The organism is Streptomyces sp. NPDC093221, assembly GCF_044753885.1.
GTDB lineage: Bacteria > Actinomycetota > Actinomycetes > Streptomycetales > Streptomycetaceae > Actinacidiphila.
Genome location: NZ_JBIVOA010000003.1, coordinates 110,883 through 131,980, shown reverse-complemented (window position 1 = coordinate 131,980; position 21,098 = coordinate 110,883). Strand labels below are relative to the sequence as shown.

The following is a 21,098-nucleotide window of genomic DNA, read 5'->3' as shown; positions in this document are numbered from 1 at the left end:
AAACTTTTTCGTAGGAGTGCATTTCCATGGGTGAAGTCCTCGTCTATGTCGACCACGTGGACGGTGCCGTCCGCAAGCCGACTCTCGAACTGCTGACGCTGGCCCGCCGGATCGGTGAGCCGGTCGCGGTCCACCTCGGCCCCGGCGCCGACGCCGCCGCCTCCGTGCTGGGCGAGCACGGCGCCGTGCGGGTACTGGCCGCCGACGCGCCGGAGTTCGCCGACTACCTCGTCGTACCGAAGGTCGACGCGCTGGAGGCCGCCGCCAAGGCGGTGAGCCCGGTCGCGGTCCTGGTGCCGTCCTCCGCCGAGGGCAAGGAGATCGCCGCGCGGCTCGCGCTGCGCCTGGGCTCGGGCCTGATCACCGACGCGATCGACGTGGAGGCCGGCGCCGACGGCCCGGTGGCCACGCAGTCGGCGTTCGCCGCCGCCTTCACGACCCGCTCCCGGGTCAGCACGGGCGTCCCCGTCATCACGGTGAAGCCGAACTCCGCGCCGGTCGAGGCGGCTTCGGCGGCCGGGACGGTCGAGGCGCTGGAGGTGGCCTTCGGTGAACTGGCCACCGGCACCAAGGTCGTCTCGCGGACCCCGCGGGAGTCGACCGGGCGTCCTGAGCTGACCGAGGCCGCGATCGTGGTCTCCGGCGGTCGCGGTGTCAACGGCGCCGAGAACTTCTCGGTCATCGAGGCGCTGGCGGACTCCCTGGGCGCGGCCGTGGGCGCGTCGCGCGCGGCGGTGGACGCGGGCTGGTACCCGCACACCAACCAGGTCGGCCAGACCGGCAAGTCGGTGTCGCCGCAGCTCTACATCGCCAACGGCATCTCGGGCGCGATCCAGCACCGCGCGGGCATGCAGACGTCCAAGACGATCGTCGCGGTGAACAAGGACGCGGAGGCGCCGATCTTCGACCTCGTCGACTACGGCGTCGTCGGCGACCTCTTCCAGGTCGTCCCCCAGCTCACCGAGGAGATCAAGGCCCGCAAGGGCTGACCGACCCCTCCCGACGGCCCCCGCACGCCAGCCGCGTGCGGGGGCCGTCGTCCGTCCGGCGCCCCGCTGGTGGGGTGTTGACCTCGGCCTACGGCACGGCTAGCTTCACTTCAACGATTTGTTGAATTCCCGGGAGGGTGGCACATGGCGCAGGGCTCAGCGGGCGCGGCGGCGGCCGGTACGACACTGGCGGACGCGGTACGGGCGGACATCGGCGCCGGTCTGGCCGGCACCGACGCCGAACTGGCCCGCCGTTACCCCGGCGACCCCGGCACCCGGCAGCCCGTGCACACCGTCTACGTACCCGCCGACGCCTTCGGCCCCCGGACCGTACGCGACTGGGGCGACCAGGCGCTGGCCGCACTCGACGCCCACGCCCCGGACGCCGCCGCGCTCGCCGCCGTACTCGGCCTTCCCGCTGGGCCGTCCACCGGGCTGGCCGCCGAGGTCCACGACCGGGTGCGGGCCAAGCTGGAGCGCGAGCCCGTCGAGGACCTGCGGATCGACTTCGAGGACGGCTACGGGCCGCGTCCCGACACCGAGGAGGACGCGGCGGCCGTGGCCGCCGCCCGCACCGTGACGGCGGCCGTCGCGGACGGCAGCGCGCCGCCGTACGTCGGCATCCGGATGAAGTGCATGGAGGCGGCGGTCCGCGACCGGGGCATCCGTACGCTCGACCTCTTCCTGACCGCCCTGCTGGACGGGGGCGGTCTGCCCGACGGGCTGCTGCTGACACTGCCCAAGGTGACCTTCCCCGCGCAGGTCGCGGCGATGACGCGGCTGTGCGAGGAGTTCGAGCGGGCGGCCGGGCTGGCGCGGGGGCGGATCGGCTTCGAGATCCAGATCGAGACCACCCAGTCCATCCTCGGCCCCGACGGCACGGCGACCGTGCCGCGGCTGATCGACGCCGCCAAGGGCCGCGCCACCGGTCTGCACTACGGCACCTTCGACTACAGCGCCGCGTGCGGGGTCAGCGCCGCCCACCAGTCGATGGACCACCCGGCCGCCGACTACGCCAAGGCGGTCATGCAGGTCGCCGCGGCGGGCACCGGCGTCCGGCTGTCCGACGGCTCCACCAACGTGCTCCCCGTCGGCCCGGCCGAGCAGGTGCACGACGCCTGGCGCCTGCACTACGGCCTGGTCCGCCGCTCACTGGCCCGCGCGTACTACCAGGGCTGGGACATGCACCCCGCCCACCTGCCGACCCGCTACGCCGCCGTCTACGCCTTCTACCGCGAGGGCCTGGACGCCTCCGCCGCCCGCCTCGCCGCCTACGTCGCCAAGGCGGGCGGCGACGTCATGGACGAGCCCGCCACGGCCCGCGCCCTCAGCGGCTACCTGCTGCGCGGCCTCGACTGCGGCGCCATCGACGCCGAGGAGGTCACCGAGCGCACCGGCCTCGGCCGCGCGGAGCTGGACACGCTGGCGGGCCGTTAGGCGCCTGTCCTGCGGATCGCGGACGGCCCCTGACGCGGCGGGCGCATGCCCGCAGGACAAGGACCGATGCCGTTACGGGCCCGGCGAATGCTCAGTCGGACGGGGGGATCTCGCCGGAGCCGCGGGCGATCAGGCGGGCGGGGAGCTCCAGCCGGGCGGGAGCGGCGTCCGCGCCGCCCTCCAGGCGGCGGAAGAGCAACTGCGCCGCGCTGCGTCCGAGCCCCGGCGAGTCCTGGGCCACGACGCTGACCGGCGGGTCGAGCAGATCGGCGAGTTCGAAGTCGTCGAAGCCGACCAGGGCGACCGGGTGCGGGTGGTGGGACAGCACGCGCACCGCGGTGACGGTGACGCGGTTGTTGCCCGCGAACAGCGCGGTCACCGGCTCGGGACCGGACAGCAGGGACGCCAGGACGGCGCGGACCCGCTCGGGGTTGGTCGGGCCCATCGAGTACCACTCGGGCCTGATGGTCAGCCCCGCGTCGGCCATCGCCTCGCGGTAGCCGCGCAGTCGCTCGGCGGCGGTGTGAATGCCCGGCTGGTCACCGATGAAGCCGATCCTGCGGTGTCCGTGCGCGATCAGATGCGCGACACCGTCACGGGTGCCGCCCGCGTTGTCGGTCAGCACCATGTCCGCGTCGATCCGGCCCGCGGGGCGGTCGACGAAGACCGTGGCCACCCCGGCCTCGATCTCCGGGACCAGATACCGGTGGTCGTCACCCGCGGGCACCACGATCAGCCCGTCCACCCGGCGGGCGCAGAACGCCAGCACCAGCTCCTGCTCACGCCGCGGGTCCTCGGCGCTCGACCCGGTGAACAACAGCGCGCCGTTGGCCCGCGCCACGTCCTCGACCGCCCTGCTGAGCGGGGCGTAGAACGGGTCGGCGAGGTCTTCGAGCACCAGGCCGACGCTGGCGGTGCGGCGGGTGCGCAGCAGTCGCGCGCTGTCGTTGCGCCGGAAGCCGAGCGCGTCGATCGCCGCCTGGACGCGGGCGACCGTGTCCGGGGTGACGCCGGGCTCCTCGTTCACCACCCGCGACACCGTCTTGAGGCCGACGCCCGCTCGGGCGGCGACATCTTTCATGGTGGGCCGGGGAACTCGTCCAGAACTGTGGGTCACGATCGTAGTATTCCCTGCGGGAAGAGTTGGACAACGTTGTCAGAGTTAGGCGAGACTATCTCTGGTGCCGTTTCCGCGGAACCCCGGGCGATTCGCCAGGATATTCGTCAGGAACGTCAGGAAAGAGGAGATCCCCGAGCGATGCACCCCCAAGGCGCTACCGGTCCACTCGTGGCCGCAATCGACATCGGCGGTACGAAGATCGCCGGGGCGCTCATCGACGCGGAGGGGCGACTGCTGGCGCGGGCGCTGCGGGCGACGCCCGCGGGGGAGGACGGCGAGACGGTGGTGCGGGCGGTCACCGACGTGATCGCCGAGCTGCGGGCCACCGCCGTGTGGCCCCGCGTCGTCGCCGTCGGCATCGGCAGCGCGGGTCCCGTCGACGCCGCGCACGGCACCGTCAGCCCGGTCAACGTGCCAGGCTGGCGCGAATTCCCGCTCGTCGCGCGGGTGTCCGACGCGGTCGGCGGCCTGCCCGTCGTCCTCACCGGCGACGGGGTCGCCATGACCGCGGCCGAGCACTGGCAGGGAGCCGCCCGCGGTTACGACAACGCGCTGTGCATGGTCGTCTCCACCGGGGTCGGCGGCGGTCTGGTCCTCGGCGGCGCCCTCCTTCCCGGGCCCACCGGCAATGCCGGGCACATCGGTCACATCAGCGTCGACCTCGACGGCGATCTCTGCCCGTGCGGGTCGCGCGGCTGCGTCGAGCGGATCGCCAGCGGGCCGAACATCGCGCGCCGCGCGCTGGACGGGGGCTGGGTGCCGCCCGCCGGTGCCGCGCCCACCGCGGCGGCCGTCGCCGAGGCCGCGCGCGGCGGGGACGCCGTCGCGCTGGCCTCCTTCGACCGGGCCGCACAGGCGCTCGCGGCCGGGATCGCGGCCACCGCGACGCTCGTCGAGATCCATGTCGCCGTCATCGGCGGGGGTGTCGCGGGGGCCGGGCCGATTCTCTTCGATCCTCTCCGGGAGCACCTCGCGCGGTACGCCACGCTCTCCTTCGCCGCCGGGGTCGATGTCGTGCCCGCCAAGCTCGGGACGGATGCCGGGTTGGTCGGGGCGGCGGCGGCTGCGGCGCAGGCGCTGCGGTTGGACGCTTTTACGACGACGATCTGACGGGGCGGCTCGCCGCCGGGTCCGAGTCCGCGAGGGCGGTTCCTGCGGGGGCGGGGGCCTGCGGCGTGCTCGGCTTTTGTCGGGCCGGTGGCCCGACAATCCGAAGAGGTGACCGCCTCGCTGGTGCCGGCTGCGGTCCGCGGCTGCGCGCTGGCTGGGCGCGCAGTTCCCCGCGCCCCTCAAAAGACCTGGCGTGCCCTCTGGCGATTGGTGACCGCGGCGCACCGTGCGCGCCGAGATCTCGGTGTGCTTTCTTCCGCGAGGTGAGGGCGTCTGGGGGCGGCCCCCGAGACCTTGGCCTCCGCGCGGTGTGCTTCGCGTCGTGGACGCCACCGCGTGCCGTGTCTCGTCAGGGGGCGCGCTCTCCGGTGCCGCGCAGCCGATGACGGCGCTGATCGCCTTCAGGGCCTTTCAGGGGCCCGGCGCGGGCGGTCTCGCCGTGGGCGCCTTCTCGTTGATCGGCGCGCTGGTGCCGCCGCGGCGAGCGGGGCCGCTACCAGGACATGACCGCCTTGGTCATGGCGCTCGGCACCATCGGCGGCCCGTTGCTCGGCGGTTTCGTCACCGGCCACCTCGGCTGGCGCTGGGCCTTCTCCGTCAATCTGCCGCTCGGCCTGCTCGCGCTGGTGTGGTGCCAGGTGATGCTGCGGCTGCCCGCTGCCCGCGACCCGCGGCAAGGCCAGGACCGACTGGGTCGGCATCGTCCTCATGACCTACGCCCTCTCCTCGGTCGTGCTCGCCGGGACCTGGGCGGGCAACCGTTACGCCGGGGCCTCCTGGCGGATCGGCGCGCTGGCCGTCGCCGCCGCGCTCGGCCTGGCCGCCTTTGTCGCCTCGCAGCGCCGCGCGGCCGAACCCGTCCTGCCGTTGCGGGTGTTCGACACCCGGAACGTCCGGCTCTCGTCAATGATGATCTTCGCGGTGGGCGCCGCGATGTTCGGTGCCACGCTCGATCCGCCGCTGTACCGGCAGAGCGTCCAGGGCGCGTCAGCCACCAGCTCCGGCCGGTGCGGGGCTCGGCCTCCTGACGCGGATGCCCACCACGATCGCCCAGAACAACGTCGGGATGCGGGACATGGGCGTCGCGTCCCGCCGGCACCACGCTCTTCCCTACGGGCGGCGGCTCGCTCGGCGTGGCCGTCCTCGGCTCGCTGTTCACCCGCGCCACCGAGGGGCGTCGGCCGGGCGCGGGCGGCGCGGGACGGGACGCGTGCTTGCGTTCCGTCGCGACGGGGACGCATTAGATCTTCATGGTCGCCGCGGCCGTCTGCGCCGCCGCCTTCCTGGCCGCGCTGTTCGCCGAGGAGGACCTGCTGCGCGGCGGACCGGGCGTCGCGCAGCGGCCTGCCCCTGCCTCCGCCGTGGCGGAGTCCCGTTGAGGGGCGGGGCGTTTCCGAGGACCGGGAGGCGGGAGCGACCCGCGCCTTCCACCGGATCGCGTGCGGCGCCCGGCTCGACGCGGCGGGCGCTGGCCGGTCCGCGGTGAGCACAGGGTGGCGGCCGCGGAGGCGGCGACGCGGCCCGGGCCGCGCTCCGACGGCCCGCACCGCGACGGTCCGGTGTCCGTCACGCTGGCCTCCCCGCGCCGACCGTTGCGGCCGGTACGCGCCGCCGCGGGCCACGGCGCGTTTGCCGCCCACGATGATCCGGGCAATTCGTAGGGGTCTACGGAAAAGGGGGCACCGTGATCATCTGGGTGAACGGGGCGTTCGGCGCGGGGAAGACCAGCGCCGCACTGGAGATGCTGGAGCTGATACCGGAAAGCACCCTGTACGACCCCGAGGTACTCGGCGGCTGTCTGCGCCAACTGCTGCCGGAAAAACGGCTCCAAGAAGTGACCGACTATCAGGACCTGGCCATATGGCGGCGATTGGTGGTCGAGACCGCCGCCGCTCTCCTCAATGAGGTGGGCGGCGTTCTGGTGGCCCCGATGACCCTGCTGCGGCAGGACTACCGCGACGAGATCTTCGGTGGCCTCGCGTCCCGTGGCATCGAGGTCCGGCACGTACTGCTGGAACCAGGAGAAACGATCCTGCGTGAACGCATCGCCACCAGGGACGACCACCCTGACCGCACCGGAACGAACGACCGGGCCCGCCGCTGGGCGCTGGACCGCATCGCCGACTACGAGAACGCCCTGCCGTGGCTCGCCCTGGACGCGCACATCCTGTCCACCGCGGGCCTGACCCCCCGTCAGACCGCGCTGCGGGTCACCGAGGCCGTCGGGCGCGGCGCCGGGGCCTGCGGGATCGTCCAGACCCCCGAACCGACCGCGGAGACCGTGGCGTCCGGCGTCCTGCTCTTCGACGACGCGGACCGCGTCCTGCTGGTCGACCCGACCTACAAACCCGGCTGGGAGTTCCCCGGCGGCGTCGTCGAACGCGGCGAGTCGCCCGCGCGCGCCGGAAACCGCGAGGTCGCCGAGGAACTGGGGCTCGAACTCGCCCGCGGCCTCGAACTCCTCGTGGTCGACTGGGAACCGCCACGCCCGCCCGGCTACGGCGGGCTCCGCCTGATCTTCGACGGCGGCCGGGTCGCGGAAGCGGACATCGGCCGCCTGCTGCTGCCCGGCGCCGAACTGCGCGGCTGGCGCTTCGTCACCGAGGACGAGGCCGCGGGACTGCTCCCACCGGCCCGCCTCGACCGGCTGCGCTGGGCGCTGCGCGCCCGCGAACAGGGCCGCCCGCTCAACCTGGAGGCCGGTCACCCGGCCGAATGACCCCGCCCCGCCCGGCCGCCGCTGCCCCCGCCGCCGCCCACCCGGCGTGGACGGCGGTGACGGCGGCCGGGTCCCGCGGGTCGGTCAGGCCGCGCCGCCCGCGGACTTGGAGGCCGCGTAGTGGCCCAGGAACAGCGCCTCCGCCAGCGACAGCCGCTCCAGCTCCCGCGGCGACACGCTCTCGTTGACCGCGTGGATCTGCGCCTCCGGCTCGCTGAGGCCGATCAGCAGGATCTCGGCTCGCGGATACAGGGTCGCCAGGGTGTTGCACAGCGGGATCGAACCGCCCTGCCCGGCCACCGCCAACTCCTCCCCGTACGCCTCCCGCATCGCGTCCGCCATCGCCGTGTACGCCGGGCTCCCGGTGTCCGCGCGGAACGGCTGACCCCTGCCGCGCTGCGTCACCTCCACCTTCGCGCCCCACGGAGCCGCCGCCCGCAGATGCGCGGTCAGCGCCTCGGCCGCCTGCTCGGCCGCGGTGCCCGGCGGGACCCGGACGCTCACCAGCGCGCCCGCGGTGGCCTGTACGGACGGGGTCGCGCCGACGACCGGCGGCGCGTCGATGCCCAGCACCGTCACCGAGGGACGCGCCCAGATCCGGTCCGCGACACTGCCCTTGCCGACCAGTTCCACACCGTCCAGCACCTTGGCGTCGCGCCGGAAGTCCTCCTCCGGGTAGCGCAGCCCCGGCCACTCGCCCGAGGCGTCGAGACCGTCGATCGTGGTCGAACCGTCCGCGTCCCGCAGCGACGCCAGGATCTGGATCAGCGCCCCCAGCGCGTCCGGTGCCGCCCCGCCGAACTGCCCCGAGTGCAGGTTGCCTTCGAGCGTCGAGACCCGCACCTCCGCCAGCACCATGCCGCGCAGCGTCGAGGTCACCGTGGGCAGCCCCACCCGGAAGTTGCCCGCGTCGCCGATCACGATCGCGTCGGCGGCCAGCAGCTCCGGGTGCTCCTCGGCGTAGCGCTCAAGACCGCCGGTGCCCTGCTCCTCGGAACCCTCCACGATCACCTTGATGTTCACCGGAGCGCCGCCGTGCTCGCGCAGCGCCCGCAGCGCGGTGAGGTGCATCAGCACGCCGCCCTTGCAGTCGGCCGCGCCACGCCCGTACCAGCGGCCGTCCCGCTCGGTCAGCTCGAAGGGCGGGGACAGCCACGCCGATTCGTCCAGCGGCGGCTGCACGTCGTAGTGCGCGTACAGCAGCACCGTCGGCGCGCCCTCGGGCCCCGGCAGCCAGCCGTACACCGACTGCGTGCCGTCGGGGGTGTCCAGCAGGGCCACCTCCTGGAAGCCCTCCGCCCGCAGCGCGTCGGCCACCCAGACGGCCGCCTTCTCGCACTCGCTCTTCGGGAACTGTCGTTCATCGGCCACCGACGCGTACGACACCAGCTCCGCCAGCTCCGTCCGGGCACGGGGAAGCAGGGCGGCGACAGTATCGGCGAGCGGGGTGCTGGACATAGGTGCTCCTAGCAGGAATCAGGTGGCAACATCGGTCGTTGGTGCACACAACGGGGTCGCTGCCGATGGTGCCACAGCGAGATGTTCCGGACGGGCGCAATAGGATGCGGCTGAACAGGGGCAACACAGCCGGACAGGCCGAGCGGGAGCGAAACAGACGTGAGCGGTGAGCAGGCGGCGCAGGACAGCGGCGCGAACGACGGCGAGGCGCTCGCGGTCTGGGACGTCGTGGTGATCGGCGCGGGCCCCGCGGGGGCCACCGCGGCCCACGCCGCGGCCGTGACGGGCCGTCGGGTCCTCCTCTTGGAGAAGTCCGAACTGCCGAGGTACAAGACCTGCGGCGGCGGCATCATCGGGTCCTCACGGGACGCCCTGCCGCCGGGATTCGAACTGCCCCTGCGCGACCGGGTGCACGCGGTCACCTTCAGCCTCAACGGCAAGCTGACGCGCACCAAGCGCTCCCGGCAGATGCTCTTCGGGCTGATCAACCGGCCCGAATTCGACAACGCCCTCGTGGAGGCCGCCTGCGAGGCGGGCGCCGAGCTGCGCACCGGAGTGACCGTCTCCCGCGTGGAGCAGCACGGTCCCGGTGTCCCCGACCGTCGCACCGTCGCCGTCGTGCTCAACGGCAGCGGCGGCCCGGCGGGCAAGGGCGTCGAGGAGACCGTCTACGCCCGCGCCGTCGTCGGCGCCGACGGCAGTGCGAGCCGGATAGGCGCTCATGTCGGCGTCAAGCTCGACCAGGTCGACCTCGGCCTGGAGGCGGAGATCCCGGTCCCCACGTCCGTCGCGGAGGACTGGGCGGGACGGGTGCTGATCGACTGGGGCCCGCTGCCCGGCAGTTACGGCTGGGTCTTCCCCAAGGGCGACTCCCTCACCGTGGGCGTGATCTCCGCCCGCGGCGACGGCAGCGCCACCAAGCGCTACCTGGACGACTTCATCGCCCGGCTCGGCCTGGCCGGGTTCGAACCCAGCGTCTCCTCCGGCCACCTCACCCGCTGCCGGGCCGACGACTCCCCTCTCTCCCGGGGCCGGGTCCTGGTCTGCGGCGACGCCGCGGGCCTGCTCGAACCCTGGACGCGCGAGGGCATCTCCTACGCGCTGCGCTCCGGCCGTCTGGCGGGGGAGTGGGCCGTGCGCATCGCCGAGTCCCACGACGCGGTGGACGCCAGGCGCCAGGCCCTCAACTACACCTTCGCGGTGAAGGCCGGGCTCGGCGTCGAGATGGGGGTCGGCCGCCGCATGCTGACCCTCTTCGAACGGCGCCCCGGAATGCTGCACGCCGTGCTCACCACATTCCCGCCCGCCTGGCGCGCCTTCGCGGGCATCACCCGCGGAAAGAGCTCGCTCGCCGAACTCGTCCGCACCCACCCGCTCGCCCGCAAGGCACTGGAGGCCGTCGACCGGGCCTGACGTCGGCCCCGGCCCGGCTCCGGGCCCTGTGCCGTACTCCCGCGCCTCACTTCCCGTCGGTGGCGTGGACCTGGAATATCGGGTGGTTGGGCGCTATCGCGCGCAGCTCCTCGTCGGTCGAATCCGGGCCCACGCCGTCGAAGAAGGCTCCGACCTCGGCCTTCCAGCGCTTGAGGTAGGCGCGCAGGATGGCGGGCTTGTCGTCGTCGGCCACCTCGGTGGCGGTGAACTCCTCGACCTTCTTGCCGAGGTGCAGTTCGCCGCCGCCGGCCACCCGCATGTTGTAGGTCCACTGGACGTGGCCGCGCGGGGCCACCAGATACCGCCGGTCCTCGAAGGTCAGCAGATTCACCGGGGTCTGCCGCCACTCACCGCTCTTGCGGCCCCGGACGGCCAGTACCCGCGAACCCCAGACGCTCAAGCCGCGCCGGGTCAGCCAGCCGACCGTGCGATTGAGGACGTTGACGGTGAACCAGCCGGGCTTCTTGACGTGTGCGACCTGCTCAGACATGGCGATCTCTCCGATTTCTCGACTGCTGTCGTGACCGCTGTTGTGAGCGGTGCTCTCGCTTGAGAACAGTGTGCCAGCGTCTCGTGAGAAAAAGCAAGAGCACTGCTCTCTTTCTTGGCTGATGCTCTTGAAGGTGGCACACTGACTGCCATGAGCGTGATCAGAGGAGCCAGGGAACGGGCGAGGATCGAAGTCACCGCGGCCATCAAGGAAGAGGCCAGACGCCAGCTCGCCGCCGAGGGAGCGGCGCGGCTCTCGCTGCGCGCGGTCGCACGCGAACTGGGCATGGTCTCATCCGCCCTCTACCGCTACTTCCCGAGCAGGGACGATCTGCTCACCGCTCTCATCATCGACGCCTACGACGCGATCGGCGCGGCGGCGGAGGACGCCCTGGCGAGCGCGGTGGAGCAGGGCGCGGCACCGGCCGACCGATGGGTCGCGATCTGCCGCGCCGCCGGCGAGTGGGCCGTCGCCCATCCGCACGAGTACGCGCTGATCTACGGCTCACCCGTACCCGGCTACACCGCGCCGCTCGACACCATCGGCCCCGCCTCCCGCGCCGCCCTGGCCCTGTTCTCCGTCGTCCGCGACGCCCACCGCGACGGCCTGCTCACGCAGCCGCCCGGCAATCCGCTCGCCGCCCCCGTCCGCGCCGACGCCGCCCGGCTCGCCGCGGAACTGGCCCCCGATCTGCCGGTGCGGACGGTCGCCGCGCTCGTCGCCGCCTGGGCGCAGCTCTTCGGGCTGATCAGCTTCGAGGTCTTCGGGCAGTTCAACCGGGTGGTCGAGGCCCGCCGTGAATTCCTCGAACTGGCAGCCGCGGGACTGGCCCGCCAAGTCGGCCTCGGCGCCCCCGCGAGCGCCTCGGCGGACACCCCTGACGACATACCCGCGGACGCGTCGGCGACGGACGGCGTACTCCCCGCGAAGTAGTCGCGGTGCCCCCGTACAGCGGACGCCGCCTCCCGGACCGCGGTCTAGCGTGGAACGCATGAGCCACGAGGAGCCGACAGGGCCGCCGCGCCACGGAATCCCGTTCGCGCGGCCCGTCTGGATCCCCGCACTCGCGCTGGCCTTCGTCCAGGTCGTCGGCACCCGCGTGGCATCGGGCCACCAGACCGGCCGGGTCGGCCTGGACTGGCTCGGCTACCTGCTGCTGCTCGCGGGCCCGGCACTCCTGCTCCTCCGCCGCCGCGCGCCGGTCGTCGTGGCCGCCGCGACCTGCGGCGCGACGCTGCTCTACATCACGCTCGGCTATCCCTACGGCCCGGTCTTCGCCAGCCTCGTCGTCGCCTTCTTCAGCGCCGTCGCCGCGGGCCACAGAAGGGCCGTGCCGGCCATCGCCCTGGTGTTCCTCGCCGGACACACGCTGATCGGCCAGTGGCTCTACCGCTACCTGCCGCCCTCCGGCGACGGCCGCGCGTCCTGGGCGGAGACCTCAGCGGCCGGTGCCTGGCTGCTCGCGGTGCTGGCCGCCGCCGAGCTGTACCGGGTACGGCGGGAGCAGATCGCCAGGGACCGCCGTGAGCGGGCCGAGGCCGAGCACCGCAGGGCCGACGAGGAGCGCATGCGGATCGCCCGCGAACTGCACGACGTGCTCGCGCACAGCATCTCGGTGATCAATGTGCAGGCGGGCGTGGCCCTCGCGTTGATGGACGAGCGGCCGGAGCAGGCGCGGACGGCGCTGGTCACCATCAAGGCCGCCAGCAAGGAAGCGCTGGGCGAGGTACGGCAGGTGCTCAGTACGCTCCGCGCCCCCGGCGAGGCACCGCGCTCGCCCGCACCGGGCCTCGACCGGCTCCCCGAACTGGTCGAACAGGCGGGCTCCGCGGGCCTGAAGGCCGAGGTCACCGTCGACGGCGCACCGGCCCCGCTGCCGCCCGGCGTCGACCTCGCCGCCTTCCGTATCGTGCAGGAGGCGCTGACGAACATCGTGCGGCACTCCGGCTCCCGCGCCGCCCGTATCCGCCTCGGCTACCGGCCCGGCAGCGTGAAAGTGACGGTCGACGACGACGGACCCGCCGTCGCGGGCGGCGAGAGCGGCGGGGGCAACGGCCTGGTCGGCATGCGCGAGCGGAGCGTCGCGCTGGGCGGCACGCTGGAGGCGGGCCCGCGCCCCGACGGCGGCTTCCGGATCCGCGCGCTGCTGCCGATCGTCGCGCCGGGCGTACCGGGCGGCGGCACCGAGGCTCCAATCGGCCCGACGCCCGGACCCTCCGCCCCGGCCGACCGGTCCGAGGGCCCGACCCCACCGGCCGCCCCGCCGACGCCACGCGCCGTACGATCGGGCACGGTCGAGCCGCCGCCGCAGGACCGCGCCGACCGGCCCACCCCCGCCGACGGAGCCGCTGAGGCGACCGAGTTCACCAAGGCCGTCGAGGCCACCGAGGAGCGTTCGTGATCCGCGTGCTGCTGGCCGACGACCAGGTGCTGGTCCGCGCCGGATTCCGCGCGCTGCTGGACGCGCAGAGCGACATCGAGGTGGTGGGGGAGGCGGCCGACGGCGAGGAGGCGCTGCGGCTGGTCCGCGACATGACCCCCGACGCCGTGCTGATGGACATCCGCATGCCGCTGACGGACGGTCTCGCCGCCACCCGCCGGATTACCGACGACCCGGCGTTGTCCGAGGTCAAGGTGGTCATCCTCACCACCTTCGAACTCGACGAATACGTCTTCGAGGCGATCCGCGCCGGAGCCTCCGGCTTCCTGGTGAAGGACACCGAGCCGGAGGAACTGCTGCGCGCGGTAAGGGCGGTGGTGGAGGGCGACGCGCTGCTGTCGCCCGGTGTGACCCGACGGCTGATCGCCGAATTCGCCGCTCGTTCCAAGGAGCCCGCGCAGGCGGTCGGCCTGGACCAACTCACCGAGCGGGAAAGGGAAGTGATGGCGCTGGTCGGCATCGGGCTGTCCAACGACGAGATCGCACGCCGCCTCGTCGTGAGCCCGCTCACCGCCAAGACGCACGTCAGCCGTGCGATGGTGAAACTCGGGGCGCGCGACCGGGCCCAACTGGTCGTGATGGCCTACGAGTCCGGGCTCGTCCGGCCCGGCTGGCTGGGCTGACTTGACGTCACCGACCCACCGCCCGAAGGCGAACGGCCGGCCGCCGTACCCCACTGCGCCCCCGTATCAGGACCGGTTCCGGCGCCCGACTCGGCGCCCGCGCCCCTCTCGGCGCCCGCGTCCGCGCCGACCGGTGCCCCGGGTAACGGAATCCGCTCGTGCAGCGCGTGCCCCCGCTGCTCGAAGCGGCGGAGCGTCAGGGCGACGCGCCCGCAGAAGGCGGCCGCGGCGACGATCACCGCGGCGGTGAACCACCCTTCGCGGGCCGTGCCGTGGGCCTCGTCCGCCATGACCGGGCTCACCACCGCCAGAAATCCGACCGCCGCCAGCACGGCGCCCGACACCATGGCGAAGACCATTTCGACTGTGATGGCGTCGCGTTCCGCTTGCGTACGGCTTCCGCGCATCCCCCGCCCCTCCCGTCGCAATCGCGATGCGGCCAAGTCTGCCATGGCACGACCGGCCCCGCGCGATGCCTTTTCGCGCGGGGCCGGTCGTCAAGTGCCCGGATCACCAAGGGAGTCGGAGGACGCCGGAAGGGACGTGGGATGGGAATCGCACAGTCGGCCGAGCGGTCGGCCGACCGGGTGATCAGTCGCGCACGGCGACCTGTTCCGATTCGTCGGCCGCCCCGGCGGAGCCCGCGGAACCGACAGACCCCGTGGCAGCCGCGGAACCGGCGGCGCCGGACCGTCCCGCGCCCCCGTTCTCGAAGTCGGCCGAGGACGCGACCAGGATGCCGTAGGACGCCTTCCTGCGGGTGAACAGCCCGGACAGGGTCAGCAGCAGGCCCACGAGACCGATGCCGGTGACGACCCACAGGCCGGGCCGGTAACTGTCCAGAATGGCCTGCTTGTTCGCCGGGTGATCGCCGCCGGCTGCGGTGACCACCGCGGTGACCACGGCCAGGAAGATGGCGCCGCCGACCTGGAAGGAGGTGTTGAGCAGTCCGGAGACCATGCCCTGCTCATGGTCCTTGACGCCGTTGGTGGCCTGGATGTTGAGGGACGGGAAGGCCAGCGCGAAGGCGGCGCCGAGCAGCAGCATCGACGGCAGGATGGCCGCCGCGTAGTTCGGGTCCAGATTGATCCGGAGGAAGAGGATGTAGCCGATGACCAGCGAGGTGAAGCCGACGGCGATCACCCGTGGCGTGCCGAACCGGTCCACGATCGGGCCCATCCGGGTGGACAGGACGGCCACCAGTGAGCCCGCGGGCAGGAAGGCGAGCGCGGTGTGCAGGGCGCTCCAGCCCAGCACGTTCTGCATGTACTGCGTGACGAGGAACTGGAAGGCGACGTACGAGCCGAAGAAGGTGGCGCCGCCGAGGTTGGCCCTGATCTGGCTGGACGAGCGCAGGACGCCGAGCCGGATCAGCGGGGACGAGGAGCGGTGTTCGATGGCGACGAAGGACGCCAGCAGGACGGCGACGGCGGCGAAGGAGACCAGCGTGCGGGCCGAGGCCCAGCCCGCCTCGGACGCCGAGACCACGGTGAACACCAGCAACAGCATCGAGGCCGTGCCGGTGACGGCGCCCGGCAGGTCGTATCCGCGGCCCTTGCCGCTCTCGCGCGGGCTCTTCGGGATGAGCTTCAGACCGGCGGCGAGGGCGATCAGCGCGACCGGCGCGGGCAGCAGCATCGTCCAGCGCCAGCCCGCCTCGGTGAGGAAGCCGGAGAGCACCAGACCCATGGAGAAGCCGGTGGCGCCGCAGCTCGAGTAGATGGTGAGGGCGCGGTTGCGGACCGGGCCCTCGGCGAAGGTCGTGGTGATGATCGACAGTCCGGCGGGCGCGGTGAACGCGGCGCTGAGGCCCTTGATGAAGCGGGTCGCGATCAGCAGTTCACCCGAGTCGACCAGGCCGCCGAGCAGTGAGGCGACGGCGAAGACGCCGAGCGCGATGAGGAAGACGCGGCGCCTGCCGAGCAGGTCGGCCGCGCGGCCGCCGAGCAGCAGCAGGCCGCCGTAGCCGAGGATGTAACCGCTGACGACCCACTGGAGCGAGGACGTGGAGAGGTCGAGGTCGTGGGCGATCGAAGGCAGCGCCACGCCGACCATCGACACATCGAGTGCGTCGAGGAAGAGCGCCGCGCAGAGCACCAGGAGCGTGCCCCACTGCAGGGCACTCCATCGCTCCTCGGTGCGGGGGACGGTAGGAGACGGAGAGGTCATGGAGGCGAGACTTACATGCGCACGCATTCAATGCAAGCGCATTTAATGTCCGTGCATGAAGGGTTCGCTTTCTGCTACCGTGCAGACATGACCGGCGACAAGGGTGAGCGGGCGCTCGTGGACGAGTGGCGGCAGATCCTTGCCGTTCACGCGCGCACGGCATGTGAACTCGACCGTGCGCTGCACCAGTACGGGCTCGGCGCCAGCGACTTCGAGGTGCTGGACCTGCTCGCCTCCGGCGACCCCCAGGACGGCGGCTGCACCTTCCGCGTCCAGGAGCTGGCCGACCGCGTCCACCTGAGCCAGAGCGCGCTGTCCCGGCTCGTCGCCCGGCTGGAGAAGGACGGTCTCGTCGACCGCGGCATCTGTAGCGAGGACCGCCGGGGCGTACGCGTCGGCCTCACCGAGACCGGCCGCGCCCGATACGAACAGGCCCGCCCCTGCCACCGCGCCGTGCTGGAACGGATGCTCGTCCAGAGCTGACCCCGTTCGTCAATCCGCGGGCCCCGGTCCGTTCGTCAGGTGATCTTCGCCGTCCGACGCCACAGCTCCACCAGCGCGTCGTCACCCGTCACCGACAGCCGCTCGTACGGCCCGCGGTTCCACAGCGCCAGATAGAGGTCGGCCGCCGAGCCGGTGACGGTGCAGTCCGCCTCACCGGGCGCGTCGCGCTCCGCGGTCGGGGCCTCGGACGAGAGCCGCAGCAGCCACTCGCGGGCGCCGCCCGGCACGTCGGCCGCCCGGACCCGCAGCGTGCGCGGCCGGTCGGTGCGGAGCCTGGCCCGCCGCCTGGCCTGGAAGCCGGTCAGCAGCTCGTCCACGCCGTCCGCCGCGAAGCCGGTGGCCACCGGGGACGGGTCGCGGCCGAGCGCCGCCTCCGCGTCGATCCGGTGGATCGTCGTCTCGTGGGCCTGGCGCCGCGCCCAGAAGGCCAGCGGCGAGGGCGCCGCCAGGAAGAACCAGCACGTCAGATCGGCGGGGGCGGCGACCAGAGCTTCCGTCAGTCGCCGATGCGTACCCCGGTACCAGTCCACCAGCTCCGGGTCGTCGGGCACCGCCGGGTCCAACGGCTCGCGCTCCATGCGGCCTTCGGCGACGTACCCGGTGGCCCAGCGGTGCACCGCGCCGGTGTGCGCCAGCAGGTCGCGCACCCGCCAGCCGGGACACGGCGGCACGGGCGCGTCGAGACCGGCGCCGCCCGCCGCGTCGGCGAGCAGCGTGCCCTCGTCGCGCAGCGTGTCGATGAACTCGGCTGTCTCCATGCTCCCCGTCCGCCTCCCCGTCCGCTGATCGCTCTCCATGCGCGGATTCTCGCAGGACGGTCACCGTGCGGGCGAGGGAGTAAACGGGGCCGGCGGCCCGCTCAGCGGGTGGGCCGGGCGCCCGTCTCCGCGGCCGTCGAGCCGTCGGCGGAGCGCTCGCCGCTGGTGTCGGCGCGGCGGCGGGCGTACCGGGCCGCGTAGCCGAGCAGTACGGCGTTGAGTGCCGCGGAGACCAGTGCGGCCACGACGGTCAGCGTCCAGCCGGACCAGCCGAAGGCGGTGCCACGGGTGTCCATGCCGCAGACCGCGGCGAAGAGCGCCCAGATCAGCGGCGTCCACGGCAGGGTCAGCAGCACCAGCAGGACGGCGGTGAGCGAGGCGTTGCGGTGCGAGAAGACCGCCGTGTCCAGCAGCATCAGCGCCAGCGCGGCGCCGACGACGTACAGATAGCCGCGGGAGATCCGTTCCCGGTGCAGCGGGCCGGTGGCGGTGGTCAGCCAGGACGGTATGCGCATCGCTCCTCCTTGCGGTTCCGAACCCGTACGGTTCCGGCCCGTGAGGCTCCGACGCCTTCGCCCCGCCCGGTCTCCGGGCCCTACGCTTCCGGCAGTGGATCTCGCGGCCGGGGACCAGCATGCCGTGATACGTGGCGGTGAGCGCCTGTTCCGTCGGTCACTTCTCGGCGCGCGCGGCGCTGTTCCGTACGCCGTAGGCGATGGCCGCCGCGACCGCGGCCAGGGCGGAGACGGTGGTCAGCGCGGTGGGCAGGCCGACGGCGTCGGTGAGGAAACCGATCGAGGGCGGGCCGAGCAGCATGCCGCCGTAGCCGAGGGTGGAGGCCGCCGCGACGCCGCCCGGGCCGGTCAGTTCGCCCGCCCTGGCCATGGCGGTGGGGAAGAGGTTGGCCAGGCCGAGCCCGGTGACGGCGAAACCGGCCACCACGACCGGGGTCGACGGCGCCAGCGCGCCGATCAGCATCCCCGCGGAGGCGGTGAGGCCGCCCAGCACCAACGCCCGTGTCTGTCCCAGACGTTCGATCAGCGCGGTACCGGAAAGGCGGCCGAGCATCATCGCGCCCGCGACCGCCGCGTAACCGGCCGCCGCGATGCTCGACCCGCCGTGCAGATCCTGCTCGATGTGCAGCGGCCCCCACTCGGCGAGCGCGCCCTCGCCGTACGCGGAACACGCCGCGATCAGCCCGAAGAGGAGGACGATCAGCCCCGTCCTGGCGGGCTTGCCGGGCGCGGTCTTCGCGGCGGGCGCGTGCACCGGGTCCGTCGCCGTCGCGGTGACCGCGTCGGCAGGTGCCGCGACCGTACGGGCCGGGCCGTCCGCGAGCGGCGGTTCCGTACGGGCCTGTACGGGTCCGGCCGTCTGGCGTGCCGCGACCGCCGACGGCTGGCGCAGCGGGTGCGCCAGCAGGACGCGTCCGGCGAGGAAGACCGTCAGCAGGCCGATCGGGGTGAGCAGCAGCAGGTGCGTGGCGGCCGACAGGTGCGGTGCCAGCAGGCCGCCTAGCCCCGCGCCGAGCAGGCCGCCCATGCTGTACGCCGCGTGGAAGCTGGACATGACCGGGCGGCGCATGGCCGCGACCAGGTCGACGGCGACGCTGTTGATCGCCACGTTCATGCCGCCGTAGGCCACCCCGAACAGCAGCAGGACGAGGCCGAGGGCGAGTGCCGAGTGCGTCCTCGGGGGCAGGGCGATGCTCAGGGAGAGGAGGATGCCGGTCAGCACCGTCACCCGGCGGCTGCCGAAGCGGCGGCAGAGCCGTCCGGTGAGCACCATCGTGGCGATGGCGCCGACGGAGACACCGAGCAGCGCGAGGCCCAACTGACCGGCGGTCGCGCCGGTCTGGGCCTTGATCGCGGGAATGCGGACGACCCACCCGGCGAAGAGGAAGCCGTCGACGGCGAAGAAGACGGTCAGGGCGACGCGCAGGCGGCGTAGGGCAGGAGAGGGTGGGGGAGTGTGGTGGGATCGGCCGAGGGCCGTCCCTATTTTGTTTAGCGTCGGCACAAAGTCAGAATAGAGGGGTGACACAGATTCGGACAAGGCTTGAGAGGGGTCGGGGCGCGCTCGGCCCGGCACTCTCCCTCGTGCACACCGGCCGCGCGGCGACCCGCGCCCTGCTGACCGCGGAGCTCGGAGTGACCCGCGCCACCGCCGGGGCGGTGGCCGCGGAGCTGGAGGCGCTGGGACTGATCCGGGTCGACACCCGGCCCACCGGCCCCTCCGGCGCGCAGGGCCGTCCCTCGCACCGGCTCGACGTGGCCCCCGGCGGACCGGTCGCGCTCGCCGCCCAGGTGCACGCCGACGGATTCCGGGCCGCGCTGGTCGGACTCGGCGGCGAGATCGTCGCCACCGCGCCCGGCTCCATGACCGTGCACGCCGATCCCGCGCATGTGCTCGCCGCGGTCGTCGAGGCCGGAGCGGAGCTGCTGAGCGCGTCGGGCCGGGTCTGCGTCGGCGCGGGCCTCGCCGTACCGTCCGCCGTCGCGGAGCCCGAGGGCACCGCACTCAACCCGCTGCACCTCGCGTGGCCCGCGGGCGCCCCCGTACGGCAGGTGTTCGCGAGCCAGATCGCCCGCGTCGGCATCACGGGACCCGACGGCGACCCCGTCCCCTCCTTCATCGGCAACGACGTCAACGTCGCCGCGCTCGCCGAACACCGGCACGGCGCGGGACGCGACGCCCAGCACCTGCTCGTCGTCGCCTCCGGACACCGCGGGGTCGGTGGCGCCCTGGTCCTCGACGGCCGTCTGCACACCGGCAGTTCAGGGCTCGCCCTGGAGGTCGGCCACCTCACCGTGCTGCCCGACGGACGCCCCTGCCACTGCGGCAGCCGAGGCTGTCTCGACGTCGAGGCCGACCCGCTGGCCTTCCTCGAAGCGGCCGGTCGCGCGCCGGGGCCCGAGGGCTCGCTGCTCCAGCAGTCCATCGACCTGCTCCGCAGGGAGTACGACGACCCGTCCGACCCTTCCGTCCGCGACGCCGCGCACACCCTCATCGACCGCCTCGGGCGCGGTCTGGCCGGACTCGTCAACGTCCTCAACCCCGATCGCATCCTTCTCGGCGGCCTGCACCGGTATCTGCTGGACGCCGATCCGGAGCGGTTGCGGGCTGTTGTCGCCGATCACAGCCTTTGGGGGCGCAGCGGTAGTGTGCCGCTGCTCGCCTGTGCTCTGGACCACAACAGCCTTGTCGGGGCGGCGGAGTTGGCGTGGCAGCCGGTGCTGGATGATCCGCTGGCGCGGCTGGGCGGGTGAGGGGTGCCCGTTGGTTTGAGGGTTCGCCGCTGCGCGGTCTGTCTTTCCCGCCCGCCCACCCGTGCGGGTGCTTTTTCGTCTGCGGGTGCCGCTTGTGCCTGGGTCGGTGCCGGTCCGGGGCACCTCCTCGGGGGACGAACGTGTCCGCACTTCGATGACGTCCAGCCCTTGTCCGTTCGTCCCCCTGCGGGGGCACCCCGGCCCGTCCCCTCCCGGTACGTCGGCGTCCGCCTGCCGGTGGGGGTGGCGGAGGGGGGTGGGTGGGTGCCGGGGCCCTGCGCCCCCCGACCTCCCGGCGGGGTGGGCGAAAGGGGGTGGGTGGGCTCGGGTACCTCGACGTCCGACGGTCCACCTGGGGCGGACGGGAAGGGGTGGGTGTGAGCCCGGCCCCCTGCGCGACCGACCGTCCAGCCGGGACGGACGGGAAGGGGTGGGTGGGCTCGGGTACGTCGGCGTCCGACGGTCCGCTGTGGTGGGGCGGAGGTGGTGGGTGGGGGTGAGGTCGTCGGCGTCCGCCTGTCCGGTGGGGGCCGGGGTGGGTGTCCAAGATTGTGAGGGTGCCCCGGGTGTCTTCCGCC

The 21,098-nt window shown here is 73.3% G+C and carries 20 protein-coding genes and 1 pseudogene; 12 read left to right on the top strand and 9 right to left on the bottom strand.

What is annotated here, in order from left to right:
- The first annotated feature begins 26 nt into the window (after nucleotides 1-26).
- The gene (locus tag ACIQCJ_RS12620; protein WP_355343825.1) at nucleotides 27-989 is read left to right on the top strand and encodes an electron transfer flavoprotein subunit alpha/FixB family protein; all 963 of its coding nucleotides are present in this window, start codon (nucleotides 27-29) and stop codon (nucleotides 987-989) included.
- A 144-nt stretch (nucleotides 990-1,133) separates the two neighbouring features.
- On the top strand, nucleotides 1,134-2,426 hold the full coding sequence (locus ACIQCJ_RS12615; RefSeq protein WP_402711352.1) for a DUF6986 family protein: 1,293 nt from the start codon (nucleotides 1,134-1,136) through the stop codon (nucleotides 2,424-2,426).
- Between the two features lie 91 nt (nucleotides 2,427-2,517).
- On the opposite strand, the gene ACIQCJ_RS12610 is transcribed toward ACIQCJ_RS12615, so the two are convergent.
- Nucleotides 2,518-3,507: a LacI family DNA-binding transcriptional regulator gene (locus tag ACIQCJ_RS12610; protein WP_402711351.1), complete on the bottom strand. Its 990-nt coding sequence runs from the start codon at nucleotides 3,505-3,507 to the stop codon at nucleotides 2,518-2,520.
- Between the two features lie 177 nt (nucleotides 3,508-3,684).
- Between ACIQCJ_RS12610 and ACIQCJ_RS12605 the strand changes: the two genes are divergently transcribed.
- Together ACIQCJ_RS12605 and ACIQCJ_RS12600 are read left to right on the top strand one after the other, a co-directional pair.
- The gene (locus ACIQCJ_RS12605; RefSeq protein ID WP_355343834.1) at nucleotides 3,685-4,656 is read left to right on the top strand and encodes an ROK family protein; all 972 of its coding nucleotides are present in this window, start codon (nucleotides 3,685-3,687) and stop codon (nucleotides 4,654-4,656) included.
- A 503-nt stretch (nucleotides 4,657-5,159) separates the two neighbouring features.
- Nucleotides 5,160-5,333, top strand: a pseudogene (locus ACIQCJ_RS12600) (MFS transporter); the annotation flags it as partial.
- An 84-nt stretch (nucleotides 5,334-5,417) separates the two neighbouring features.
- Here ACIQCJ_RS12600 and ACIQCJ_RS12595 read toward each other — a convergent pair.
- Nucleotides 5,418-5,651 carry a hypothetical protein gene (locus tag ACIQCJ_RS12595; RefSeq protein WP_402711757.1) on the bottom strand — a complete coding sequence of 78 codons (234 nt, stop codon included), beginning with the start codon at nucleotides 5,649-5,651 and terminating at the stop codon, nucleotides 5,418-5,420.
- A 255-nt stretch (nucleotides 5,652-5,906) separates the two neighbouring features.
- Between ACIQCJ_RS12595 and ACIQCJ_RS12590 the strand changes: the two genes are divergently transcribed.
- Complete coding sequence (locus ACIQCJ_RS12590; protein WP_402711350.1) at nucleotides 5,907-6,035, top strand: hypothetical protein; 129 nt, start codon at nucleotides 5,907-5,909, stop codon at nucleotides 6,033-6,035.
- Nucleotides 6,036-6,340: 305 nt separating this feature from the next.
- The gene (locus ACIQCJ_RS12585) at nucleotides 6,341-7,375 is read left to right on the top strand and encodes an NUDIX domain-containing protein (protein WP_402711349.1); all 1,035 of its coding nucleotides are present in this window, start codon (nucleotides 6,341-6,343) and stop codon (nucleotides 7,373-7,375) included.
- Between the two features lie 84 nt (nucleotides 7,376-7,459).
- Here ACIQCJ_RS12585 and ACIQCJ_RS12580 read toward each other — a convergent pair whose 3' ends face one another.
- Nucleotides 7,460-8,833 carry a dipeptidase gene (locus ACIQCJ_RS12580; protein WP_402711348.1) on the bottom strand — a complete coding sequence of 458 codons (1,374 nt, stop codon included), beginning with the start codon at nucleotides 8,831-8,833 and terminating at the stop codon, nucleotides 7,460-7,462.
- Between the two features lie 159 nt (nucleotides 8,834-8,992).
- Here ACIQCJ_RS12580 and ACIQCJ_RS12575 point away from each other — a divergent pair, with 159 nt between their 5' ends.
- A complete protein-coding gene (locus ACIQCJ_RS12575) occupies nucleotides 8,993-10,246 on the top strand; it encodes a geranylgeranyl reductase family protein (protein WP_355343843.1) in 1,254 nt (417 codons plus the stop codon).
- 46 nt (nucleotides 10,247-10,292) lie between these two features.
- Here ACIQCJ_RS12575 and ACIQCJ_RS12570 read toward each other — a convergent pair whose 3' ends face one another.
- Nucleotides 10,293-10,757, bottom strand: coding sequence for a nitroreductase family deazaflavin-dependent oxidoreductase (locus ACIQCJ_RS12570; protein WP_355343847.1), 465 nt, complete (start codon nucleotides 10,755-10,757; stop codon nucleotides 10,293-10,295).
- Between the two features lie 150 nt (nucleotides 10,758-10,907).
- On the opposite strand from ACIQCJ_RS12570, the gene ACIQCJ_RS12565 reads away from it, so the two are divergent.
- From ACIQCJ_RS12565 to ACIQCJ_RS12555, 3 genes are read left to right on the top strand one after another with little or no spacing between them, the layout of a single operon-like run.
- Nucleotides 10,908-11,690, top strand: coding sequence for a WHG domain-containing protein (locus tag ACIQCJ_RS12565; RefSeq protein ID WP_391050200.1), 783 nt, complete (start codon nucleotides 10,908-10,910; stop codon nucleotides 11,688-11,690).
- 58 nt (nucleotides 11,691-11,748) lie between these two features.
- Nucleotides 11,749-13,158 (top strand): sensor histidine kinase, encoded by a 1,410-nt coding sequence (locus ACIQCJ_RS12560; RefSeq protein ID WP_402711347.1) that lies wholly within the window; start codon nucleotides 11,749-11,751, stop codon nucleotides 13,156-13,158.
- A complete protein-coding gene (locus tag ACIQCJ_RS12555; RefSeq protein WP_391050197.1) occupies nucleotides 13,155-13,820 on the top strand; it encodes a response regulator in 666 nt (221 codons plus the stop codon). Before ACIQCJ_RS12560 ends, ACIQCJ_RS12555 begins: the two co-directional genes overlap by 4 nt.
- Here the strand turns inward: ACIQCJ_RS12555 and ACIQCJ_RS12550 are convergent.
- Together ACIQCJ_RS12550 and ACIQCJ_RS12545 are read right to left on the bottom strand one after the other, a co-directional pair.
- A complete protein-coding gene (locus ACIQCJ_RS12550) occupies nucleotides 13,781-14,227 on the bottom strand; it encodes a DUF6332 family protein (RefSeq protein ID WP_402711346.1) in 447 nt (148 codons plus the stop codon). The genes ACIQCJ_RS12555 and ACIQCJ_RS12550 overlap by 40 nt on opposite strands.
- Before the next feature lie 184 nt (nucleotides 14,228-14,411).
- Nucleotides 14,412-15,989 carry an MFS transporter gene (locus ACIQCJ_RS12545; RefSeq protein WP_402711345.1) on the bottom strand — a complete coding sequence of 526 codons (1,578 nt, stop codon included), beginning with the start codon at nucleotides 15,987-15,989 and terminating at the stop codon, nucleotides 14,412-14,414.
- A gap of 87 nt (nucleotides 15,990-16,076) precedes the next feature.
- Here ACIQCJ_RS12545 and ACIQCJ_RS12540 point away from each other — a divergent pair, with 87 nt between their 5' ends.
- Nucleotides 16,077-16,472: a MarR family transcriptional regulator gene (locus ACIQCJ_RS12540; protein WP_355343865.1), complete on the top strand. Its 396-nt coding sequence runs from the start codon at nucleotides 16,077-16,079 to the stop codon at nucleotides 16,470-16,472.
- A 35-nt stretch (nucleotides 16,473-16,507) separates the two neighbouring features.
- Here ACIQCJ_RS12540 and ACIQCJ_RS12535 read toward each other — a convergent pair whose 3' ends face one another.
- From ACIQCJ_RS12535 to ACIQCJ_RS12525, 3 genes are all read right to left on the bottom strand, one after another.
- Nucleotides 16,508-17,251 (bottom strand): maleylpyruvate isomerase family mycothiol-dependent enzyme, encoded by a 744-nt coding sequence (locus ACIQCJ_RS12535; RefSeq protein WP_391164125.1) that lies wholly within the window; start codon nucleotides 17,249-17,251, stop codon nucleotides 16,508-16,510.
- A gap of 101 nt (nucleotides 17,252-17,352) precedes the next feature.
- A complete protein-coding gene (locus ACIQCJ_RS12530; protein ID WP_402711343.1) occupies nucleotides 17,353-17,766 on the bottom strand; it encodes an SCO4225 family membrane protein in 414 nt (137 codons plus the stop codon).
- 157 nt (nucleotides 17,767-17,923) lie between these two features.
- Entirely contained in the window at nucleotides 17,924-19,270 is a 1,347-nt protein-coding gene (locus ACIQCJ_RS12525) for an MFS transporter (protein ID WP_402711342.1), read from the bottom strand.
- A gap of 17 nt (nucleotides 19,271-19,287) precedes the next feature.
- Here ACIQCJ_RS12525 and ACIQCJ_RS12520 point away from each other — a divergent pair, with 17 nt between their 5' ends.
- Entirely contained in the window at nucleotides 19,288-20,520 is a 1,233-nt protein-coding gene (locus tag ACIQCJ_RS12520) for an ROK family protein (protein WP_402711341.1), read from the top strand.
- The last annotated feature ends 578 nt before the right edge of the window (nucleotides 20,521-21,098 follow it).